Annotated in this window: 12 protein-coding genes; 10 read left to right on the top strand and 2 right to left on the bottom strand. The window is 63.3% G+C overall.

The genetic code is table 11. The features are described 5' to 3' along the window. The coding region (locus AAF563_23705) for an FMN-binding negative transcriptional regulator (GenBank protein ID MEM7124306.1) at positions 1-614 on the bottom strand (614 nt) is incomplete at its 3' end. A 147-nt stretch (positions 615-761) separates the two neighbouring features. On the opposite strand from AAF563_23705, the gene AAF563_23700 reads away from it, so the two are divergent. The 6 genes from AAF563_23700 (at position 762) to AAF563_23675 (ending at position 8,132) form a co-directional block, all read left to right on the top strand. Then, entirely contained in the window at positions 762-2,081 is a 1,320-nt protein-coding gene (locus tag AAF563_23700; protein MEM7124305.1) for an NAD(P)/FAD-dependent oxidoreductase, read from the top strand. A 200-nt stretch (positions 2,082-2,281) separates the two neighbouring features. After that, complete coding sequence (locus AAF563_23695) at positions 2,282-3,604, top strand: flippase (GenBank protein MEM7124304.1); 1,323 nt, start codon at positions 2,282-2,284, stop codon at positions 3,602-3,604. 126 nt (positions 3,605-3,730) lie between these two features. Continuing rightward, positions 3,731-4,759 carry an alcohol dehydrogenase catalytic domain-containing protein gene (locus tag AAF563_23690; protein MEM7124303.1) on the top strand — a complete coding sequence of 343 codons (1,029 nt, stop codon included), beginning with the start codon at positions 3,731-3,733 and terminating at the stop codon, positions 4,757-4,759. 17 nt (positions 4,760-4,776) lie between these two features. Continuing rightward, the gene (locus tag AAF563_23685) at positions 4,777-6,096 is read left to right on the top strand and encodes a flippase (GenBank protein MEM7124302.1); all 1,320 of its coding nucleotides are present in this window, start codon (positions 4,777-4,779) and stop codon (positions 6,094-6,096) included. 3 nt (positions 6,097-6,099) lie between these two features. Beyond that, positions 6,100-7,101, top strand: a complete 1,002-nt coding sequence (locus AAF563_23680; GenBank protein ID MEM7124301.1) for an amidohydrolase family protein — start codon at positions 6,100-6,102, stop codon at positions 7,099-7,101. Beyond that, positions 7,101-8,132 (top strand): LysR family transcriptional regulator, encoded by a 1,032-nt coding sequence (locus AAF563_23675; GenBank protein MEM7124300.1) that lies wholly within the window; start codon positions 7,101-7,103, stop codon positions 8,130-8,132. Before AAF563_23680 ends, AAF563_23675 begins: the two co-directional genes overlap by 1 nt. A gap of 116 nt (positions 8,133-8,248) precedes the next feature. Here the strand turns inward: AAF563_23675 and AAF563_23670 are convergent, their stop codons facing one another. Further along, positions 8,249-9,802 (bottom strand): trimethylamine methyltransferase family protein, encoded by a 1,554-nt coding sequence (locus tag AAF563_23670; protein MEM7124299.1) that lies wholly within the window; start codon positions 9,800-9,802, stop codon positions 8,249-8,251. 189 nt (positions 9,803-9,991) lie between these two features. Between AAF563_23670 and AAF563_23665 the strand changes: the two genes are divergently transcribed. The 4 genes from AAF563_23665 to AAF563_23650 are packed head-to-tail and all read left to right on the top strand — an operon-like array spanning position 9,992 to position 16,154. Further along, positions 9,992-12,406 carry an FAD-dependent oxidoreductase gene (locus AAF563_23665; protein ID MEM7124298.1) on the top strand — a complete coding sequence of 805 codons (2,415 nt, stop codon included), beginning with the start codon at positions 9,992-9,994 and terminating at the stop codon, positions 12,404-12,406. A gap of 13 nt (positions 12,407-12,419) precedes the next feature. Further along, positions 12,420-13,727 (top strand): histidinol dehydrogenase, encoded by a 1,308-nt coding sequence (gene hisD / locus AAF563_23660; protein ID MEM7124297.1) that lies wholly within the window; start codon positions 12,420-12,422, stop codon positions 13,725-13,727. After that, a complete protein-coding gene (locus AAF563_23655) occupies positions 13,720-14,925 on the top strand; it encodes an aminotransferase class I/II-fold pyridoxal phosphate-dependent enzyme (protein MEM7124296.1) in 1,206 nt (401 codons plus the stop codon). The genes hisD and AAF563_23655 overlap by 8 nt, the downstream gene beginning before the upstream one ends. Next, complete coding sequence (locus AAF563_23650; protein MEM7124295.1) at positions 14,922-16,154, top strand: threonine synthase; 1,233 nt, start codon at positions 14,922-14,924, stop codon at positions 16,152-16,154. The genes AAF563_23655 and AAF563_23650 overlap by 4 nt, the downstream gene beginning before the upstream one ends. The last annotated feature ends 403 nt before the right edge of the window (positions 16,155-16,557 follow it).

The following is a 16,557-nucleotide window of genomic DNA, read 5'->3' as shown; positions in this document are numbered from 1 at the left end:
ATGTCGGCGACGTTCAATTCGCCGGAACATCCAACCTCCTTAAGGCCGTCGACGACACCACGGCGGTCGGCCTCGTTACGGTTTTGGCTCATCTTCCACTTGCCTTCCAGGCGTTCGATCGCGAACTCGAACCCGACGATGCTGTTCAGCATGGCGTTGACATAATCGTCGGGTGCATCGGTAACGGCCCACGGTTCGGCGCGGCCGGCTTCATGGCGGTCCGTCAGTGCTGTCACGATGTCGCGAAGGGTTTCGCGATCGTCAAGAAAACGGATGGAGCCGTGGGCATGGACGGCGACATAGTTCCAGGTCGGCACAACCTTGCCATGCTCGCGCTTGGTAGCATACCAGCCCGGGCTGACATAGGCGTCGGGTCCCTGGAACATGGCAAGCGCCGGCAAGTCAGTGTCGGTCTTTCGCCATTGCTCGTTGGCGCGCGACAGATGGCCGGTCAACGTGCCCTGATCCCCCTTGGTGTCGTCTAGCAGGATGGGCACGTGGCTCGCCTGCAGGCCATCCGCGCCCTGGGTCACCAGGGTCATCAGGTTCGTCGCACGCATTGCCGCGTGCATGGCCGCCAGATCATCCTCGCGAAACGCCGCTTGCAGGTACATCACCGTCCTCCGATCAGCTCCGTCAACCGCACGCAGGGTACTATGGGGTTGGATAGCTCTGAAGTCCGACCTCGACACCGTAGAGGAAGGCGTGCAACCTTGCGGCTGCGCTGACAACCAAGCCAGCGCTGACCTGGAGACATGACCGTGCCCAATCCTTGCCTATCGCGCCGTGCCGTCCTGGGCGGCCTGGCATCCGTCGCCGCGATGCCGGCCTTCGCGCAACTCCCGACGAGCCCGGATGTTGTCGTGGTCGGTGCCGGTGCCGCCGGACTGGCGGCGGCGCGCACCTTGCTGGAGCGCGGTCTGACGGTCGCGGTGTTGGAAGCGCGCGACCGGATCGGCGGGCGGGCCTATACGGAGTCAGAGACCTTCGGGGTGCCCTACGACCAGGGCTGTCATTGGCTGCACAACGCCTACATGAACCCGTTTGTCGGCTACGGCGAAGAGAACGGTTTCGACGTCTATCCATCGCCCGGCGGCGGCGTGACCGTTGATGGGACAGCCGAGTTGTCCGACACCGACTATGCCGCCATCGGTCAGAACTATGATGCGACGATCAACGCCATCTATGATGCCGGCCGTGAAGGGCGCGACGTCGATACCGCCTCGGTCGTGCCGGGCGATAGTCCGTGGGCGTCGTTGGTCGCCTGCTATATCGGTGGCTGGAACATGGGCAAGGATCTCGACGGTATCTCGACTCTCGACTACTGGAACAGCGAGGCGGGATCCGAGAACTGGTTCTGCAAACAGGGTTTTGGCGCGATCGTCGCTCACTATGGTCAGGGTTTGCCGGTTCAGCTCGAAACACCGGTTACCGCCATCGACTGGAGCGGCAGCGGCGTGACCGTGGAAACCGCCGGCGGCACGGTTCAGGCCAAGGCCGTCATTGTCACCGTGTCGACCGGTGTTCTGGGTGCTGACGTCATCCGCTTCACCCCGGCTCTGCCCGACGACAAGCGGGAATCGTTCCGACGCATATCCATGGGAACCTATAACCACATCGCGCTGCAGTTTTCAGAGGACATCTTCGGATTGGGCGATGACACGTACTGGGACTACAAAACCGATACGACCGATGCGGTGGGCTTCCTCACCAACATCTCCGGGACCAACCTCAACTTCGGTTATGTCGGCGGATCATTCGGACGACAGTTAATCGCCGACGGCAATGACGCTGCGGTCGCGTTCGGTCTGGATAAGCTCAAGCAACACATCGGCAACGATGTCGAAAAGGCCTTCGTCAAAGGCAACTACACCATGTGGGACAAGGACCCGTGGACCTTAGGTTCGTACGCTTCTGCCGAGCCCGGCTACTACTACATGCGCGAAACGCTGCGCCGGCCCGAAGGCAACCGCGTCTTCTTCGCCGGCGAGGCATGCGACCGGCTGCTTTGGGCGACGGCTGCCGGCGCGATGAACTCCGGCGCCGAGACGGCGAACGCGGTGGCCGATCAACTGGCCTAGATTACTGCCGCATTGCGAGAAGAACAGCCGCTCTGACGTGACTGACGATCGGCCGCCAAAAGCGAATGGCTGACATCATTCTGTTTGTTTGCCCGACCTGCGCTGTCCGTTAGGCTGATGGCACGCTCGCCTCGCGTCGTGGCGTGGGCCGGTCGCGTCGCATTGCAGGGAGTGGTCGTGCTGACCCTTGTTAACGCCAGATGACGGAAGAACAGGCGTACTTTCGGCGCAGCACGATCATCATGCTGGGTGCCGCCATTGGCGGCTTTGCGATCGAGTATGCTCTCAACCTCTTCCTCGCCCGGACCCTGACCAGCCCCGACTACGGTGACTTCAAGGTCGCCATGGCATTTCTGGCGATTGCATCGATGGCCGTGGTTGTGGGCGGTGACCGCGCCGCGCCACGCTTCCTTCCGGCGTTCCTTGAGACCGACCATCGCGGCGGTGTGTGGGATTACGTGCGGACGTTCTTGCTTGTCGCGTTCGCACTCTCGGCAGGGGTCGCCGCCGTCACGATAATGCTCAGCCTCCTGATCTATGGAGGACTCGACCCACAAGACCATCATCCCCTCGTCGTCGCGTCGCTGGTGGCCCCTTTTGCGGCAGTCGTGACGCTGCTCGGCCGCGTCTTTCTGGCGGCAAAACTGGTTGGTCTCTCCCAACTGCCCTGGCGTATCGTCTATCCACTGTTGCTGTTGGTGCTTGTCTCGATTGCGGCATTCCTGTTCGACGAACTAACGGGCGTGGACGTGCTTTGGATCGTCATGATCGTTGCGCTGATTGTCATCGTCATTCAGCTCTTCTTTTTGTTTCGTCACCAACTCATGCCCTTGCGGCGTCATCCCGACATTGCCGTACCGAAGCAATGGATCGTTGCCTCGGTTCCCATGATGCTGGTCGGTCTGCTTCAGATTGGCATGTCGCAGACGGATATCTTCATGGTCGAGCTTCTTTCGGACAGCGAGGCGGTCGTCGGCTACTTTGGTGCCGCGACGACCACGGTCTACGTCATTGTTCTGGCGCAGACTGTGGGTGTGAGCGTGATATCGCCACTGGTAACCGGTGCGCTTGCGGAGGGCGGGGATGCCGTTCGGCGGCTCCAGGAACGCGGATTCCGTCTGCTGTTCTGGCTGGTCGCCCCGCTATGCGCCGGTATCGTCGTGTTCGCGCCCTTCATCATGTCCCTGTTCGGGGTCTGCTATGTCGAGGCGACGGCGGCGCTTCAAATTCTAACTATCGGCTACGGAGTCAGCTCGGTGCTGGCCCTGTCGCCGTTGTGGTTGCAGTTCGCTGGCAAGGAGCGCGCCACGATGTGGGTGACGTTGGCGGTCTTCTTGGCGAACATTCCACTCAACGCCGTGATGGTGCCTTTGTACGATATCGACGGTGCGGCTATCAGCACGACGGTTTCGCTGTTCGTCGCGGCCGTCGTTCTGTCGGTCTTGATGCGCCGTGATATCAACGCCTCGCCCTGGCCGGTCGGGTCGGCCATCACCGGCTTGGTGATACGAAACGCCCGATGAGCCGTGGTCACGGGTCTCGCGACGGTTACTGACATGATGTGTCCCTGGTCCTCTAACGGTTTGATGGCTTGCCGGCCTCTGGTGATTGTGTTCGCATGGCCGCGGTAACGGGCAGAGAGGCGATCAATGAAAGCAGCGCGACTCCACGACGGAAAAACCGAGCTAACTGTCGAGCAGGTTGATGACCCGGTGGCGACGCCGGGCACGGTTATCATCGACGTCGAGAGTTGTTTTCTCTCGCCCTTCGTCGCCCAGATGGTCGCGGGCGAGGGCGGCTATGTCATGCCGCCGCGCCCCTTCACACCGGGCATGGATGTCATCGGCGTGATCAGCGATGTCGCCGACGATGTCGACGGATTGAAGACGGGCACGCGGGTCTATGGCGACCCGCTGTACTATTCGGCTGGTCGCGCCGGCGATGCAGACTATGGTTTCATCGGCAGTTTCGGTGTCGGTCCGGAAGCGTCACGCATGCTCGCAAAGTGGCGCGATGGCGGATATGCCGAAAAGATGCGCCTGCCGGCCGAATGTGCCGTGCCCATACCCGACGAAGTCGCGATCAAACCGGAACTTATGTGTCGCCTGGGCTGGATCGGTACCGCCTATGGCGGCTTCCTGCATGCCGGCTTGGAACCTGGCCAGGACGTGGCGATCGTCGGGGCGACCGGTGTGCTGGGCACCTCGGCGGTCCTGTTGGCGCTCGCCATGGGTGCGGGTCGTGTCTATGCGCTTGGCCGCAGGCGCGAGATTCTCGATCAGTTGGCCGCGCTCGACGACCGCGTCATCGCCGGTACCGAGTTGCCGGAAGGGGCCGCGTTCGATGTCCTGTTCTCGTCGGTCGAGGCGGCGGACGCGTCAAGTATCGAGGTTCTGTTGCCGTCGCTCAGACGGTTTGGCCAAGTGGCGATCACGGCGGCGACGGGCCAGCCGCTTCCAGTGTCTCTCGGCTGGCTCCTGGTCAACGAGGTCAGCGTCCACGGGTCCCTGTGGTTTCCGCGCTGGGCCGGCGCGCGGCTGGTCGACATGATCGCGAGCGGCCAGCTCGATCTGTCGAAGGTGACGGCGACGACCTTTTCCTTGGACGATATCGACCGGGCACTCGGCGAAACGCGCCAGCACTATGGTGGCCTCAACCACGTCGCTATCGTGGTCTAAGGTCTGGGACGCCGTCGATGACGACGGAACAGAGCTATCTGCGACGCGGTACGGTCATCATGATCGCTACCGCGGTCGGCGGCTTCGCGGCCGACTATGCGCTCAATGTCGGCGTCGCCAGCCTGTTGGCGGCGGAGGACTACGGCGACTTCAAGGTGGCGATGGCGTTCCTGAATATTTCAGCCCTTGCGGTCTTGCTGGGGGGCGACCGTGCGGCGCCACGGTTTCTGGCGAGCTGGCTTGAGTCCGACGACGGCAATGGCGTGTGGGAGTATGCCAGGCTCTATCTTCTGATCATGCTAGGCCTCTCGGTGTTGCTGATCGCGGCGACGTTCGTCGTGAGCTGGTTGCACTTTGGTCCGACCGATCTGGCTAACCGGCATCCGTTGATCGTCGCGGCGGTCATCATCCCGCTGGCGGCGGCGTCGACCTTGCTGGGGCGGGTGTTCCAGGCGGCCAAACGGATCGATCTTGCCAACCTGCCATGGCGGGTCGGTTTTCCCCTGGCCAAGCTCTCGTTGGTGCTGGTGGTCGCCTACGTCGTTGGCGAGATGACGGATATCAATGTGCTGTGGCTGGCCTTTGTCACGGCTGTCCTGCTGCTGACCTTCCAAATTGTCTGCCTGCGCCGCTTGGGGCTGGTGCCAGTGCGCCGCGACCACGATCGCGCCGCGCCGCGGGCATGGCTTGCCGCGTCGATCCCGATGATGCTGGTCACGCTGATCGTAATCGGCATCAACCAAGTCGACATCTTCGTGCTGGAGCTCATCGCGGACGAACGGGATGTCGGCTATTTCGGCGCCGTTTCGACCACCGTGCACGTCATCTATCTGGCACAAACGGCGACGGTCGGGTTGCTCTCGCCGCTGATCTCAAAGGCGCTGGACGATGGACAAAGCGCGATTGGTGGTCTCCATACTCGCGGCTTTCGCCTGCTCATCTGCCTCACCGTTCCCCTATCCATAGGCGTTGCCGTGTTCGCGTCGTCGATCCTGTCCCTGTTCGGATCGGTCTATGTCGTCGCCACCGATGCGCTGTTGATTCTGACGGCGGGCTTTTTCGTCAGTACGGTTCTTGGCCTCTCGGCCATTTGGCTTCAGTATTCCGGCAACGAGCGATTGGTCATGTGGGTCATGCTGGGTGCGCTGGTGTCGAACATCGTTCTCAATTTCATCCTGATTCCAATCTACGGCATCAACGGCGCGGCCGCCGGCACGACCGTGGTGCTTGTCGCCATGAGCCTGACGCTTTGTCTCATGATGCGCCGCCAGATCGGTGTGTCGCCGTGGCCTGTCGGCGCCGCGTTGCTGGGTTTGTTCCGACGCGGTGGGCCCTGATCCATGCCGATCGATCAGGAGTGGCTCGACCAGGTCAAGGAAGAAGCGCTGGATCCGGACCTGCCGATCATCGATCCCCATCATCATCTCTGGGACTACCCGCGCGACCGTTACATGCTGGACGAGCTTTTGGCCGACATCGACAGCGGTCACAACATCGTCGCGACGGTCTATGTGGAGGCATCGTCCATGTACCGCGCCGACGCCCCCGAGCACCTGGCGCCGGTCGGCGAGACGGAGTTCGCCAACGGGATCGGCGCCCAGGGCGCCAGCGGCAGCTATGGCGACATACGGCCGTGCAAGGGCATTGTCAGCTTCGCCGACCTGACGCTGGGCGCCGCTGTCGACGAGGTCCTGGAGGCCCATCTCGCCGTGGCGCCGGACCGTCTTCGGGGTATTCGTCATTCGGTCGCCTGGGACAGCAACGAATCCATCATCGGCTACAAAAACTCTCCGGAAGGTCTGATGGCCGACGCGAGATTCCGGGAAGGTTTTTCCCGGCTAAGAGCACATGACCTGACGTTCGACGCCTGGCTTTACCACCCGCAGGTCCCTGAACTGACGGCGTTGGCGAGAGCAGAGCCCGATGTGACGATCATCTTCGACCATTTCGGTGGTCCTCTCGGTATCGGCTCCTATGAAGGCAGGCGTGACGAGGTCTTCGCGCAATGGAAAGTCGATATCGCCGCGTTGGCAGGGTGTCCCAATGTGGTCGCCAAAATCGGCGGCCTGTGGATGGCGCTTAACGGCTATGATTGGCAGCAAGGAGACAAACCGCCGGCATCGTCAGATCTGGCCGAGGCAAGCCGTGACTGGTTCCTGCACACCATCGATCTCTTCGGCCCCTACCGCTGCATGTTCGAAAGCAACTTCCCTGTCGACAAGGTGTCGTGTTCCTATGGCGTCATGTGGAACGCTTTCAAACGCATGGCCGAAGGTTTTTCGGCAGATGAAAGGCGCGCGATCTTTCACGACACCGCGGCGCGTGTCTACCGGCTGGACTGATGACGGGCGAGAGCCTGCGCCCTGACGGTGACGACGCCACGGACGCGCCGGGTCTGACGCTGCGCGCGCTCAGGATCTTCATGGCGGTCGAAGAGGCGGGGTCATTGACCGCCGCGGCGGCGCGTATCGGCGCCAGTCCATCGACGGTGTCGCAACAGATTTCCAATCTCGAACGGTCGGTCGGCGCGCGCGTCTTCGATCGATCGGCCAAGCCGGTCGCGCTGACGCCGGTCGGCCTGCTGTTGCGCCGTCACGCCCACCGCATCCTCGAAGCGGTGAGCGAGGCGCGTACCGAATTGATGGAACTGAGCCTTGCCGCGCTGCCGGAACTGCGGCTTGCGATCATCGATGACCTCGACGCCTCGATCACACCCGATCTGGTCGGCCATCTGCAGGAGCTCTATCCCAAGTGCCTGTTCTCCGCGACCTCAGGCGGCTCGGACGGGGTCAATCAAGCGCTCCAAGCGCGGGCAGCCGACATCGCCGTCAGCGCCGAGGCGCCAAACAGTATCGACGGGTTTGATTTACACCCTCTGTTGCAGGAGCCGTTTATCATCGCCACCGCGCCAGGCGCTGTCGAACGGGGCCACGACGTACTTGGCCAATTGATGGCGCGACCCTATGTCCACTTCAGTCCGGCCATGCCCATGGGGCGCGCCATCGCGCGGCACCTGAGGCGCCTCAAGCTCGATCCGCCACAACGCTATTCGTTCAACGTGTCGCGCTCGGTCTTCGCCATGGTGCGCAACTGTCAGGGCTGGACGATCACGACGCCGCTGTCGGTCCTGGACAGCGAACGCTTCCCGCCGGAACTTGACGTCATGCCCCTGCCATTCTCCGGCTTCTCGCGAACCATCTCGTTGATTGCGCGCCGCGACGAACTCGGCAAGCTGCCGGAGAAACTTGCCCGACTCTGTCGCCAGCTCATCGAAGAACGATTGCGCGCGCGGTTTCTGGAGATCGCGCCATGGGCGGAAGCGGACTTCCGTATGCTCGGCGACCAGGCCGCCGCTAGAGCGGATCATGGTTAGGTGGAACCGGTTGACGGTTCCACCTAACCATGTGAATCCGCTCGCCATCTATGAGTAGAGCAGATTCACCTGTCTTGATGTCATCGCGAAGCGATTCCATCAAAACAGGATCTGCTCTAACTCGCCTTCATCTGCTTGGGCGGCAGAAGAATGTTGAAGCGTTCGCGGATGCGGGCGTCGACCGCCGGTTCGATATAGGTCGGATAGTTTTCCGCCAGGATCTCGCGGGCCTTTTCGTTCGCCTTTGACCAGATGTCCGGTGCGCCGGCCTCGGCCCAGGTCACCGGCGCGTCCCGGTCGGCGAGTGTCGGGTAGAAGTAGTCACGCTGCATGGCGGCCATGGTGTGGGCACCGCCCAGGAAGTGGCCTTCGCCGGTAACCGCCTCGCGAATGGCGTCGAAGCCCAGCGTCTCGTCGTCGATCTCGATGCCGCGCACGGCGCGGTTCATGTGGCTGAGCATTTCGTCATCCAGCACGAAGGCTTCATAGGACGCGCCCAGCAGGCTCGCCATCATGCCGGCGGACTCATAGATCATGTTGGCGCCGGCGAGACCGGCGGCCAGCGCCGACATGCTTTTTTCCGCGCCCATCTGGGCGTCGACCGCCTTGGCGTCGGCCATGGACGACGCGACGCCGGTCGGCAGGCCGAGCCAGTTGCCGATTTGCGCCGACGCCGCGTTCATCACCGAGATCTCGCCACCGCTGCCGGAGAACGCGCCGGTCCTGAGGTCGATCACGAAGGGCCAGTTGGAAAAGATCACCGGATGGCCGGGCGCGAACAGGTTGACCATGACCAGCGCGGCCAGCGTCTCGGCCGTGGTCTGGGCCAGCATGCCGGCCAGTGTCGCCGGCGCCGTCGCGCCGGACTGCGCGGCGATAATGGTGTTGATCGGCATGCCGTGACGGATCGCGGCCAGCGTCACGTCAAACGCGTCCTCGCCGTAACGCAGCGGCGAGATGACCGGGCTGATATGGGCCTTGCAGAACGGCCGCTCGCGAAAACGCCCTTCGCCGCCCAGCACCATGTCGAACATCGCGACAATCGGATCGACATAGTCGCCGATGGTGAAACTGCTGCCGACCGGTTTGGTGGTGCCGGCGGCCAGCGCATAGGCGGTGTTGATGTCGAGATCCAGGTTGTCCGGCACGTCGGTCGCCACGCAGCAGCGGGTAAACCAGCTGATGTTGGTCAGCGTATCGACCAGTCGCGTGAAGTCGTAGAGGTCGACCAGGGTCGAGGGACGATAAAGCCCGCTGTCCAGGTCAAGTGTTTGCACGGCGGCACCTCCGGTCCCATAGAACACGCGGTCGCCGCCGATCTCAAAGTCATGGCGGCTATCGCGGCCGTGAAACACGAAGGACTTTGCCGCACCGTCGATGATGTCCTCGATCATGGCTTGCGGGAACGACAAGCGGCCGAGCGCGTTGACTCGCGCGCCACCCTCAAGGGCTTTCTCATGCAGTGCCGCCGGCACCTCGGCCATGCCGATCTCGTCCAAGATGCGGATTGCCGTTTGATAGACCGCCCGCAATCCATCGTCGGTCAGGGGCCGGTACTGGCCGCCTTTCTGGCCCGGCGGGCAGGGATTGATCTCCGGCTGGGCGGCGGTTCGTGCGGCGACCCGCGCGGCGCGGCCACGCCGTCCCGCTCTCGGTTCTTCTGATGACATGGCAGGTTGTTACTCCCGTCCACGTTCGTCTCTCCAATGGTGATTTTTGCACGATTCCGGTCGGCCGCAACGACTCAGAATTGGCGCTTCGAGAAAACCGAAGCAGCGGGTCAGAATCGCCGAACCCGATTGACCTTGCCGCGGCCGCCGATTAGCGCTCAAAGGGCGTGTTTAAGGGAGGAAAGCGCGGTGAAAACACATGCGCGGGTGGTGGTGATCGGCGGCGGTATCGGCGGGTGCAGCACGCTTTACCACCTGACCAAGGAAGGCTGGGATGATGTCGTGCTGGTCGAGCGCGACGAGCTGACCTCCGGCTCGACGTGGCACGCGGCGGCGCAGGTGACGCAGTTCGGCGCCGTGCAGGTCATGGTTGGCCTCAAACGGTATTCGACGCGGCTCTATGCGGAGCTGGCCGCCGATCCGGATTTCCCGATCACCTATCACATCACCGGCGGCATCCGCCTGGCCCACACCCAGGATCATATCGACGGCTACAACCACTTCATCGGCATGGCCAAGGGCATGGGCGTCGACTTCGAGCTGTTGCCGGCCGATGAGTGCGGGCGTCGCCATCCGCTGATGAAGCCCGACGGCTTGATGGGCGCGCTGTGGGATCCGGTCGACGGCGATATCGACCCCAGCGGCCTAACCCAAGCGCTGGCGCGCGGCGCGCGCAACGCGGGCGCTGAGGTCTACCGCTTCAATCCGGTCGAGGCGATCGACCGCAAGGCCAACGGCGAATGGGTCGTCCACACAAAGGACGGCGACATCACGTGTGACAAGATCGTCAACGCCACGGGCTACCGTGTCAACGAGGTCGGCGCCATGATCGGCGTGACCCACCCGGTGATGTCGATGGAGCATCAGTACTTCGTCACCGAGGAGATCCCCGAGCTCGCCGCCATGGACCGCCGCGTGCCGATCATCCGTGACCCCGGCGACGACTTTTACAGCCGCCAGGAACGCACGGGCCTGTTGGTCGGCATCTACGAACAGGGCTGCAAGACCTGGGGGCTCGACGGCATCTCGCCCGATTTCACGATGTCGCTGTGTCCTGATGATCTCGACCGCCTGCTCGACAACATGGACCGCGTCTTCCAGCGCCTGCCGGTGCTGGCCGAGACCGGCATCAAGCGCAACATCAACGGCCCGATCACCTATTCGGCCGACGGTCTGCCCCTGATCGGCAAGATACCCGGCGTCGAGAACGCGTATGCGTGTCTCGGCCTGCGCGCCGGTATCGGCGAGGGCGGTGGTCACGGCAAGTTACTGGCAGAGATCATCGTCCACGGCGAGGCGGAATGGGACACCTGGGCGCTCGATCCGCGCCGTTTCACCGGTCACGCCGACATCGAATACACGACGGCGATCGCGATCGAGGATTACCAGAACGAGTTCCGGTTCCACATGCCCGACGAGCACCGGCCTGCCGGCCGGCCCGCGAAGACAACGCCGCTTACACCGGTGCTGGAGGAGGCCCGTGCGGAGTTCGGCGTCATCAACGGCTGGGAACGCGCGCTCTATTACCGGCCCGACGATCCCGCGTTCCGCCACCTGCCGAGCTTCCGCCACACCACCTGGTTTGACGTGGTGGCCGCCGAGTGCAAGGCGGTGCGCGAACGCGTGGGCGTGATGGAAATCAGTGGCTTCACGCGCTTCGAGCTGGCGGGACCGGACGCCGCGGCCTATCTGGACCGGCTCAGCACCAACCGGCTGCCCAAGGTCGGGCGCGTCGGCCTCGCCTATTTCTGCAACGAGAGGGGTCATGTGGTCGGCGAGGCAACCGTGAACCGCCTGGCCGTGGACCGCTTCTGGCTGTTGAGCGCGGCGCCCGCCGAGTATCACGACTGGGACTGGCTGAACCAGAACCTCGCTGGCGAGGACGTCACGCTGACAAACCTGACGGCAAGCCACCAGTGTCTGGCGGTCGCCGGGCCGCGTTCGCGCGAACTCCTAGCACGTCTCACCGACGCCGATTTGTCGAACCGGGCGTTCCCATGGCTGAGTGCGCAGACGGTCGATGTCGGTCCGTGCGAGGCCGAGGTCATGCGCGTCGGTTTCACAGGCGAGCTTGCCTGGGAAATCCATATGCCCGCCGGGCACGAGCGTGCGGTCTACGACCGCGTCGTCGCGGCGGGTGCGGACCTGGGTCTCGTCCACTTCGGTTCACTCGCCAACGAGGCGATGCGGCTTGAGAAGTGCTACCGTCATTGGAAGGCGGACCTGATCACCGAACGCACGCCGCTGGAGACCTGTCTCGAGCGGTTCGTCCGGTTCGACAAGGGCGAGTTCATCGGCCGTGCGGCACTGCTGCAGCAAAAACAGGAGGGTGTCGGCAGCCGGTTCGTACCCATGGTTATCGATTGCGACATCGCCTCGGCCCGTGCCGGCGATCCCATCTATGACGGCGATCGGTTGTTGGGCGCGGTGACGTCGGCGGGCTACGGCTTCACGGTCGACAAGAACATCGCGATGGGGTTTCTGCCTGTCGACAGGGCCGAGGCTGGCACAAAGCTAGAGATCCAGATCATCGGCACGCGCTATCCGGCCACGGTTGTCGCCGAGCCGATCTTCGATCCGGCAAACGAGCGACCGCGCGCTTAACGGGGAAGGCACAATGGAACACTTCAAACGGGCGGCGCGGGAACCGGAAGCCGACGATGTCGCGGTCAAGGCGACGGTGGCATCGATGCTGGACGATATCCGCGCGCGCGGCGAGGCGGCGGTCGCGCAGTACGCGGAGAAGTTCGATGGGCGTGGCGGTGACTTCGTGCTGTCCGATGATAAACGCCAGAAGTTGATCGCGAGCGTTCCGGAGACAGTCAAGGACGACATCCGTTTCGCCCACGACCAGGTGCGCCGGTTCGCCGAGGCCCAGCGTGACAGCCTGCACGGCTTCGAGATCGAAACCGCGCCAGGGGTCAAGCTCGGTCAGCGTCTGGTGCCGGTCGATTGCGCCGGCTGCTACGTACCCGGCGGACGTTATGCCCACGCGGCATCGGCGATCATGAGCGTGACGACGGCCAAGGTCGCGGACGTGCCGACGGTGATCGCCAGCTCACCGCCTCGCGGCGATGCCATCGATCCGGCCGTCGCCTTCGCGATGGACCTGGCCGGCGCGGATATGATCCTGGAAATGGGCGGCGTCCACGCGATCGCGACCATGGCCATTGGCCTCTATGGCTGCCGCCCGGCGGACATCCTCGCCGGTCCCGGCAACGCCTATGTGGCGGAGGCCAAGCGTCTCTTGTTCGGCGAGGTCGGCATCGACCTCTTCGCCGGGCCGACCGAGTCGGCGATCATCGCCGATGACACCGCCGACCCCATGACCATCGCCGTCGACCTGGTGTCCCAGGCCGAACACGGGCCGAACTCGCCGGTCTGGCTCTTCACAACATCGCGCGCGATCGCCGAGACGGTCACGCGTATCCTGCCCGACGTCGCCAACGACATGCCCGAACCGCAGGTGGTGCACGATGCCTGGCGCGACTATGGCGAGATCATCGTCTGTGACAGCCGCGAGGAAACCTGCGAAGTCGCCGACCGCTATGCGCCGGAGCACCTGCAGGTGATCGCCGAGGACCTCGCCTGGTGGCGCGACAATCTGCGCTGTTACGGCTCGTTGTTCCTGGGTGAGGGCAGCACGGTGACCCATGGCGACAAATGCTCGGGCACCAACCACATCCTGCCGACCCGTCGCGCGGCGCGGTACACCGGCGGGCTGAATGTGCAGAAGTTCTTGAAGGTCCTCACCTATCAAGAGCTTGATGAAGCGGCCAACCTAACCTTTAGCGCGGCGGGGTCGCGGATCTCGCGCATCGAAGGCATGGAGGGCCATGCGCGGGCCTGCGATTGGCGCCTGCGCAAGTACTACCCCGGCCAGAACTGGGAGTTCGATGTCTACGAGCAGAAACGCTATGAGTGAGGCGCCACCGCGGCGTTTCACCAAATCGTTCACGCAGCAGGAGCCGATACCCGAAGCCGGTATCACGCGCGCGATGGAGGTCCTGCAATCGGGCCGGCTGCATCGTTACAACACTGATCCCGGCGAAATTTCCGAAGCCTCCAAGCTGGAAACCGCCTATGCGGCCTATCAGGGTGCCGACTACTGTGTGGCCTGCACGTCCGGCGGCTACGCGCTGCACATCGCCATGCGTTCGGCGGGTCTCAAGCCGGGCGACAAGGTGCTCGCCAATGCCTACACCCTGGCGCCGGTGCCGGGCGCCATTCACGCCGCCGGTGGCGTGCCGGTCTTGGTCGACATCGACGCCGACTACCACATCGACCTCGATGACCTGAAGACGAAGGCTGAGGCCAGCGGCGCTCGCTATCTGTTGCTCTCCCACATGCGCGGCCATATCGGCGACATGGCGGCGATCGTCGCCATCTGTGAGCAATTCGGCATCATCATGATCGAAGACTGCGCCCACACCATGGGCGCGCTTTGGGACGGCACGCGCTCCGGCAATTTTGGCGCGGTCGCCTGTTTCAGTGCGCAAACCTATAAGCACATCAATGCAGGTGAGGGCGGCTTACTGACAACCAATGATCCGGAACTCGCCGCCCGCGCCGTTGTCCACTCCGGCTCCTACATGCTCTACGAGCGCCACGGCGCGAGGCCGCCGGAGGACGTGTTTCAGAAAGTACGGCTGGAGACGGCCAATTTCAGCGGCCGCATGGACAACCTGCGCGCCGCGATACTGAACGCGCAGCTGGGCGATCTCGACCATCAGGTCACCCGCTGGAACGCACGCTATCGGGTTTTGGAGGCGGGCCTGCGCAACGTGCCTGGCCTGCATTTGCCGGAGCGTGACAAGCGCGAACACTACGTCGGCAGCTCGATCCAATTCTTCGCCGAGGGCCTGCCGCGCGATCAGGTGCCGGTGCTGGTTGCCAGCTGCCTCGATCGTGGCGTCGAGCTCAAGTGGTTCGGCGACGACGAACCCCGCGGCTTCACCAGCCGCTACGACAGCTGGCACTATCTGGGCGACCAGCCGGCCTTGCCGAAGACGTTGGCGGTGTTGTCGAAGACGTGCGACATGCGGGTGCCCTTGACCTTCGACGAGGACGATTGCCGATTGATCGTCGAGATCATTGCAGAGGAAATGGCCAACCTGACATGACGCAGACATTCGTGTCCCATCTGGAATGCTCGATGACCGGCGAGCGCTACGAGGCCGGTCAAGTCCACGGCCTTTCCAAGGTCGGTCGACCACTATTGGTTCGCTACGATCTCGAAGCGTTGTCCGCGGCCGTTTCGAAGGACGACATCGCGGTATCCGATGCACCGGGTTTCTGGCGCTACGCCCCGTTTCTGCCTGTCACAAAGCCTGAAAACCGTGTGTCGCTGGGTGAAGTCATGACGCCACTGATCCCGCTGGATCGCTCGGCGCCTGGCTTGGGCGCCGAACCGGGCAGGGCGATCGTCAAGGACGAGGGCCGCCTGCCGACCGGGTCGTTCAAGGCGCGCGGACTGTGCCTCGCCGTATCGATGGCGAAGGAGTTCGGTCTGGAGCACATCGCGATCCCGACCAACGGCAATGCCGGCGCGGCCCTGGCCGCCTATGCCCGGCGCGCCGGGCAGCGCGCGACGGTCTTTTGTCCCGCCGACACGCCAGACATCAACGTTCGCGAGATCCAGCAGCAGGGCGCGGAAGTCTGGAAGGTCAACGGTCTGATCAACGATTGCGGCCGGATTGTCGGCGAGGGCAAGGAGGCGGTCGGCTGGTTCGACGTGTCGACTCTGAAGGAGCCCTATCGAATCGAAGGCAAGAAGACCATGGGCCTGGAGCTAGCCGAGCAGATGGGCTGGAAGCTGCCCGACGTGATCTTCTATCCGACCGGTGGCGGCACCGGCTTGATCGGCATGTGGAAGGCCTTTCACGAACTCAAAGCGATGGGCTGGATAGACGGGCCGCTGCCACGCATGGTCGCCGTCCAGGCCGAAGGCTGCGCGCCCATTGTGCGGGCCTGGGAGGCCGGCGAGGAACACGCGCCGCTGTGGGAAGACGCCCACACGGTCGCTGCCGGCATCCGCGTGCCGATCGCCGTCGGTGATTTCCTGATCATTCGCGCCGTCAACGAATCCGGTGGTTTCGCCGTGGCCTTGCCCGATGAGGAGATCCTCGCCGTCCGCGACAAGGTTGCCACCGAAGACGGTCTGCTGCTGTGTCCGGAAGGTGCGGCAACGGTCGCGGCCTATGCCAGGGCGCTCGCCGAGGGCAAGGTGAAGCCGGGCGAGACCGCCGTTCTCTATAATTGCGCGACGGGCCTGAAGTATCCGATGGCGCCGGTCGAGCGTGCGTTGGACAAGGATGCCGCCATCGACTACGCGCGCTTCGCTGCCTCATAACGACTCGATGATCGGGTTTCGTCCACGCTAGGTTGTCGGCCAATCCTCTGCAACGCCTTGGAATCGCTGCGTTTTTGTGAAACGCGAACACGCGATATGAATCTGCGATAAGATGTTCGCAAGGCACTTGGCAGCAAGAGCGGATCGCGATTAATCAGAGCCGCTCAGCGGCACTGATTGATTGCGTGAATCCGCTCTTGATCAGATGGCTGGAGTCGATTCACGTATCCTATCTGGATCGCAAGCGATTCAGATAGGATATGATCTGCTCTAGGGGGCAACAGGTGTCCGATTGAGTTTGGCGAGCGCAGCATATCCGCCAGGCGTTTTATCGGCACAAAGACCGGTCCAACGTGGAAACTGTCTTGGCGGTGTATCGATGGGGATGCACGCCATGATACGT

It is taken from the genome of Pseudomonadota bacterium (assembly GCA_039028155.1).
Taxonomy (GTDB): domain Bacteria; phylum Pseudomonadota; class Alphaproteobacteria; order SP197; family SP197; genus JANQGO01.
This window is presented reverse-complemented; position numbering and strand designations above follow the sequence as displayed.

What these genes read in the sequence shown, in the direction of transcription:
- AAF563_23680 (MEM7124301.1), top strand. Translation starts at nt 6,100, where the DNA reads ATGCCGATCGATCAGGAGTGGCTCGACCAGGTCAAGGAAGAAGCGCTG.
- AAF563_23690 (MEM7124303.1), top strand. Translation starts at nt 3,731, where the DNA reads ATGAAAGCAGCGCGACTCCACGACGGAAAAACCGAGCTAACTGTCGAG.
- AAF563_23655 (MEM7124296.1), top strand. Translation starts at nt 13,720, where the DNA reads ATGAGTGAGGCGCCACCGCGGCGTTTCACCAAATCGTTCACGCAGCAG.
- AAF563_23685 (MEM7124302.1), top strand. Translation starts at nt 4,777, where the DNA reads ATGACGACGGAACAGAGCTATCTGCGACGCGGTACGGTCATCATGATC.
- AAF563_23675 (MEM7124300.1), top strand. Translation starts at nt 7,101, where the DNA reads ATGACGGGCGAGAGCCTGCGCCCTGACGGTGACGACGCCACGGACGCG.
- AAF563_23650 (MEM7124295.1), top strand. Translation starts at nt 14,922, where the DNA reads ATGACGCAGACATTCGTGTCCCATCTGGAATGCTCGATGACCGGCGAG.
- AAF563_23695 (MEM7124304.1), top strand. Translation starts at nt 2,282, where the DNA reads ATGACGGAAGAACAGGCGTACTTTCGGCGCAGCACGATCATCATGCTG.
- AAF563_23670 (MEM7124299.1), bottom strand. Translation starts at nt 9,802, where the DNA reads ATGTCATCAGAAGAACCGAGAGCGGGACGGCGTGGCCGCGCCGCGCGG.
- hisD (MEM7124297.1), top strand. Translation starts at nt 12,420, where the DNA reads ATGGAACACTTCAAACGGGCGGCGCGGGAACCGGAAGCCGACGATGTC.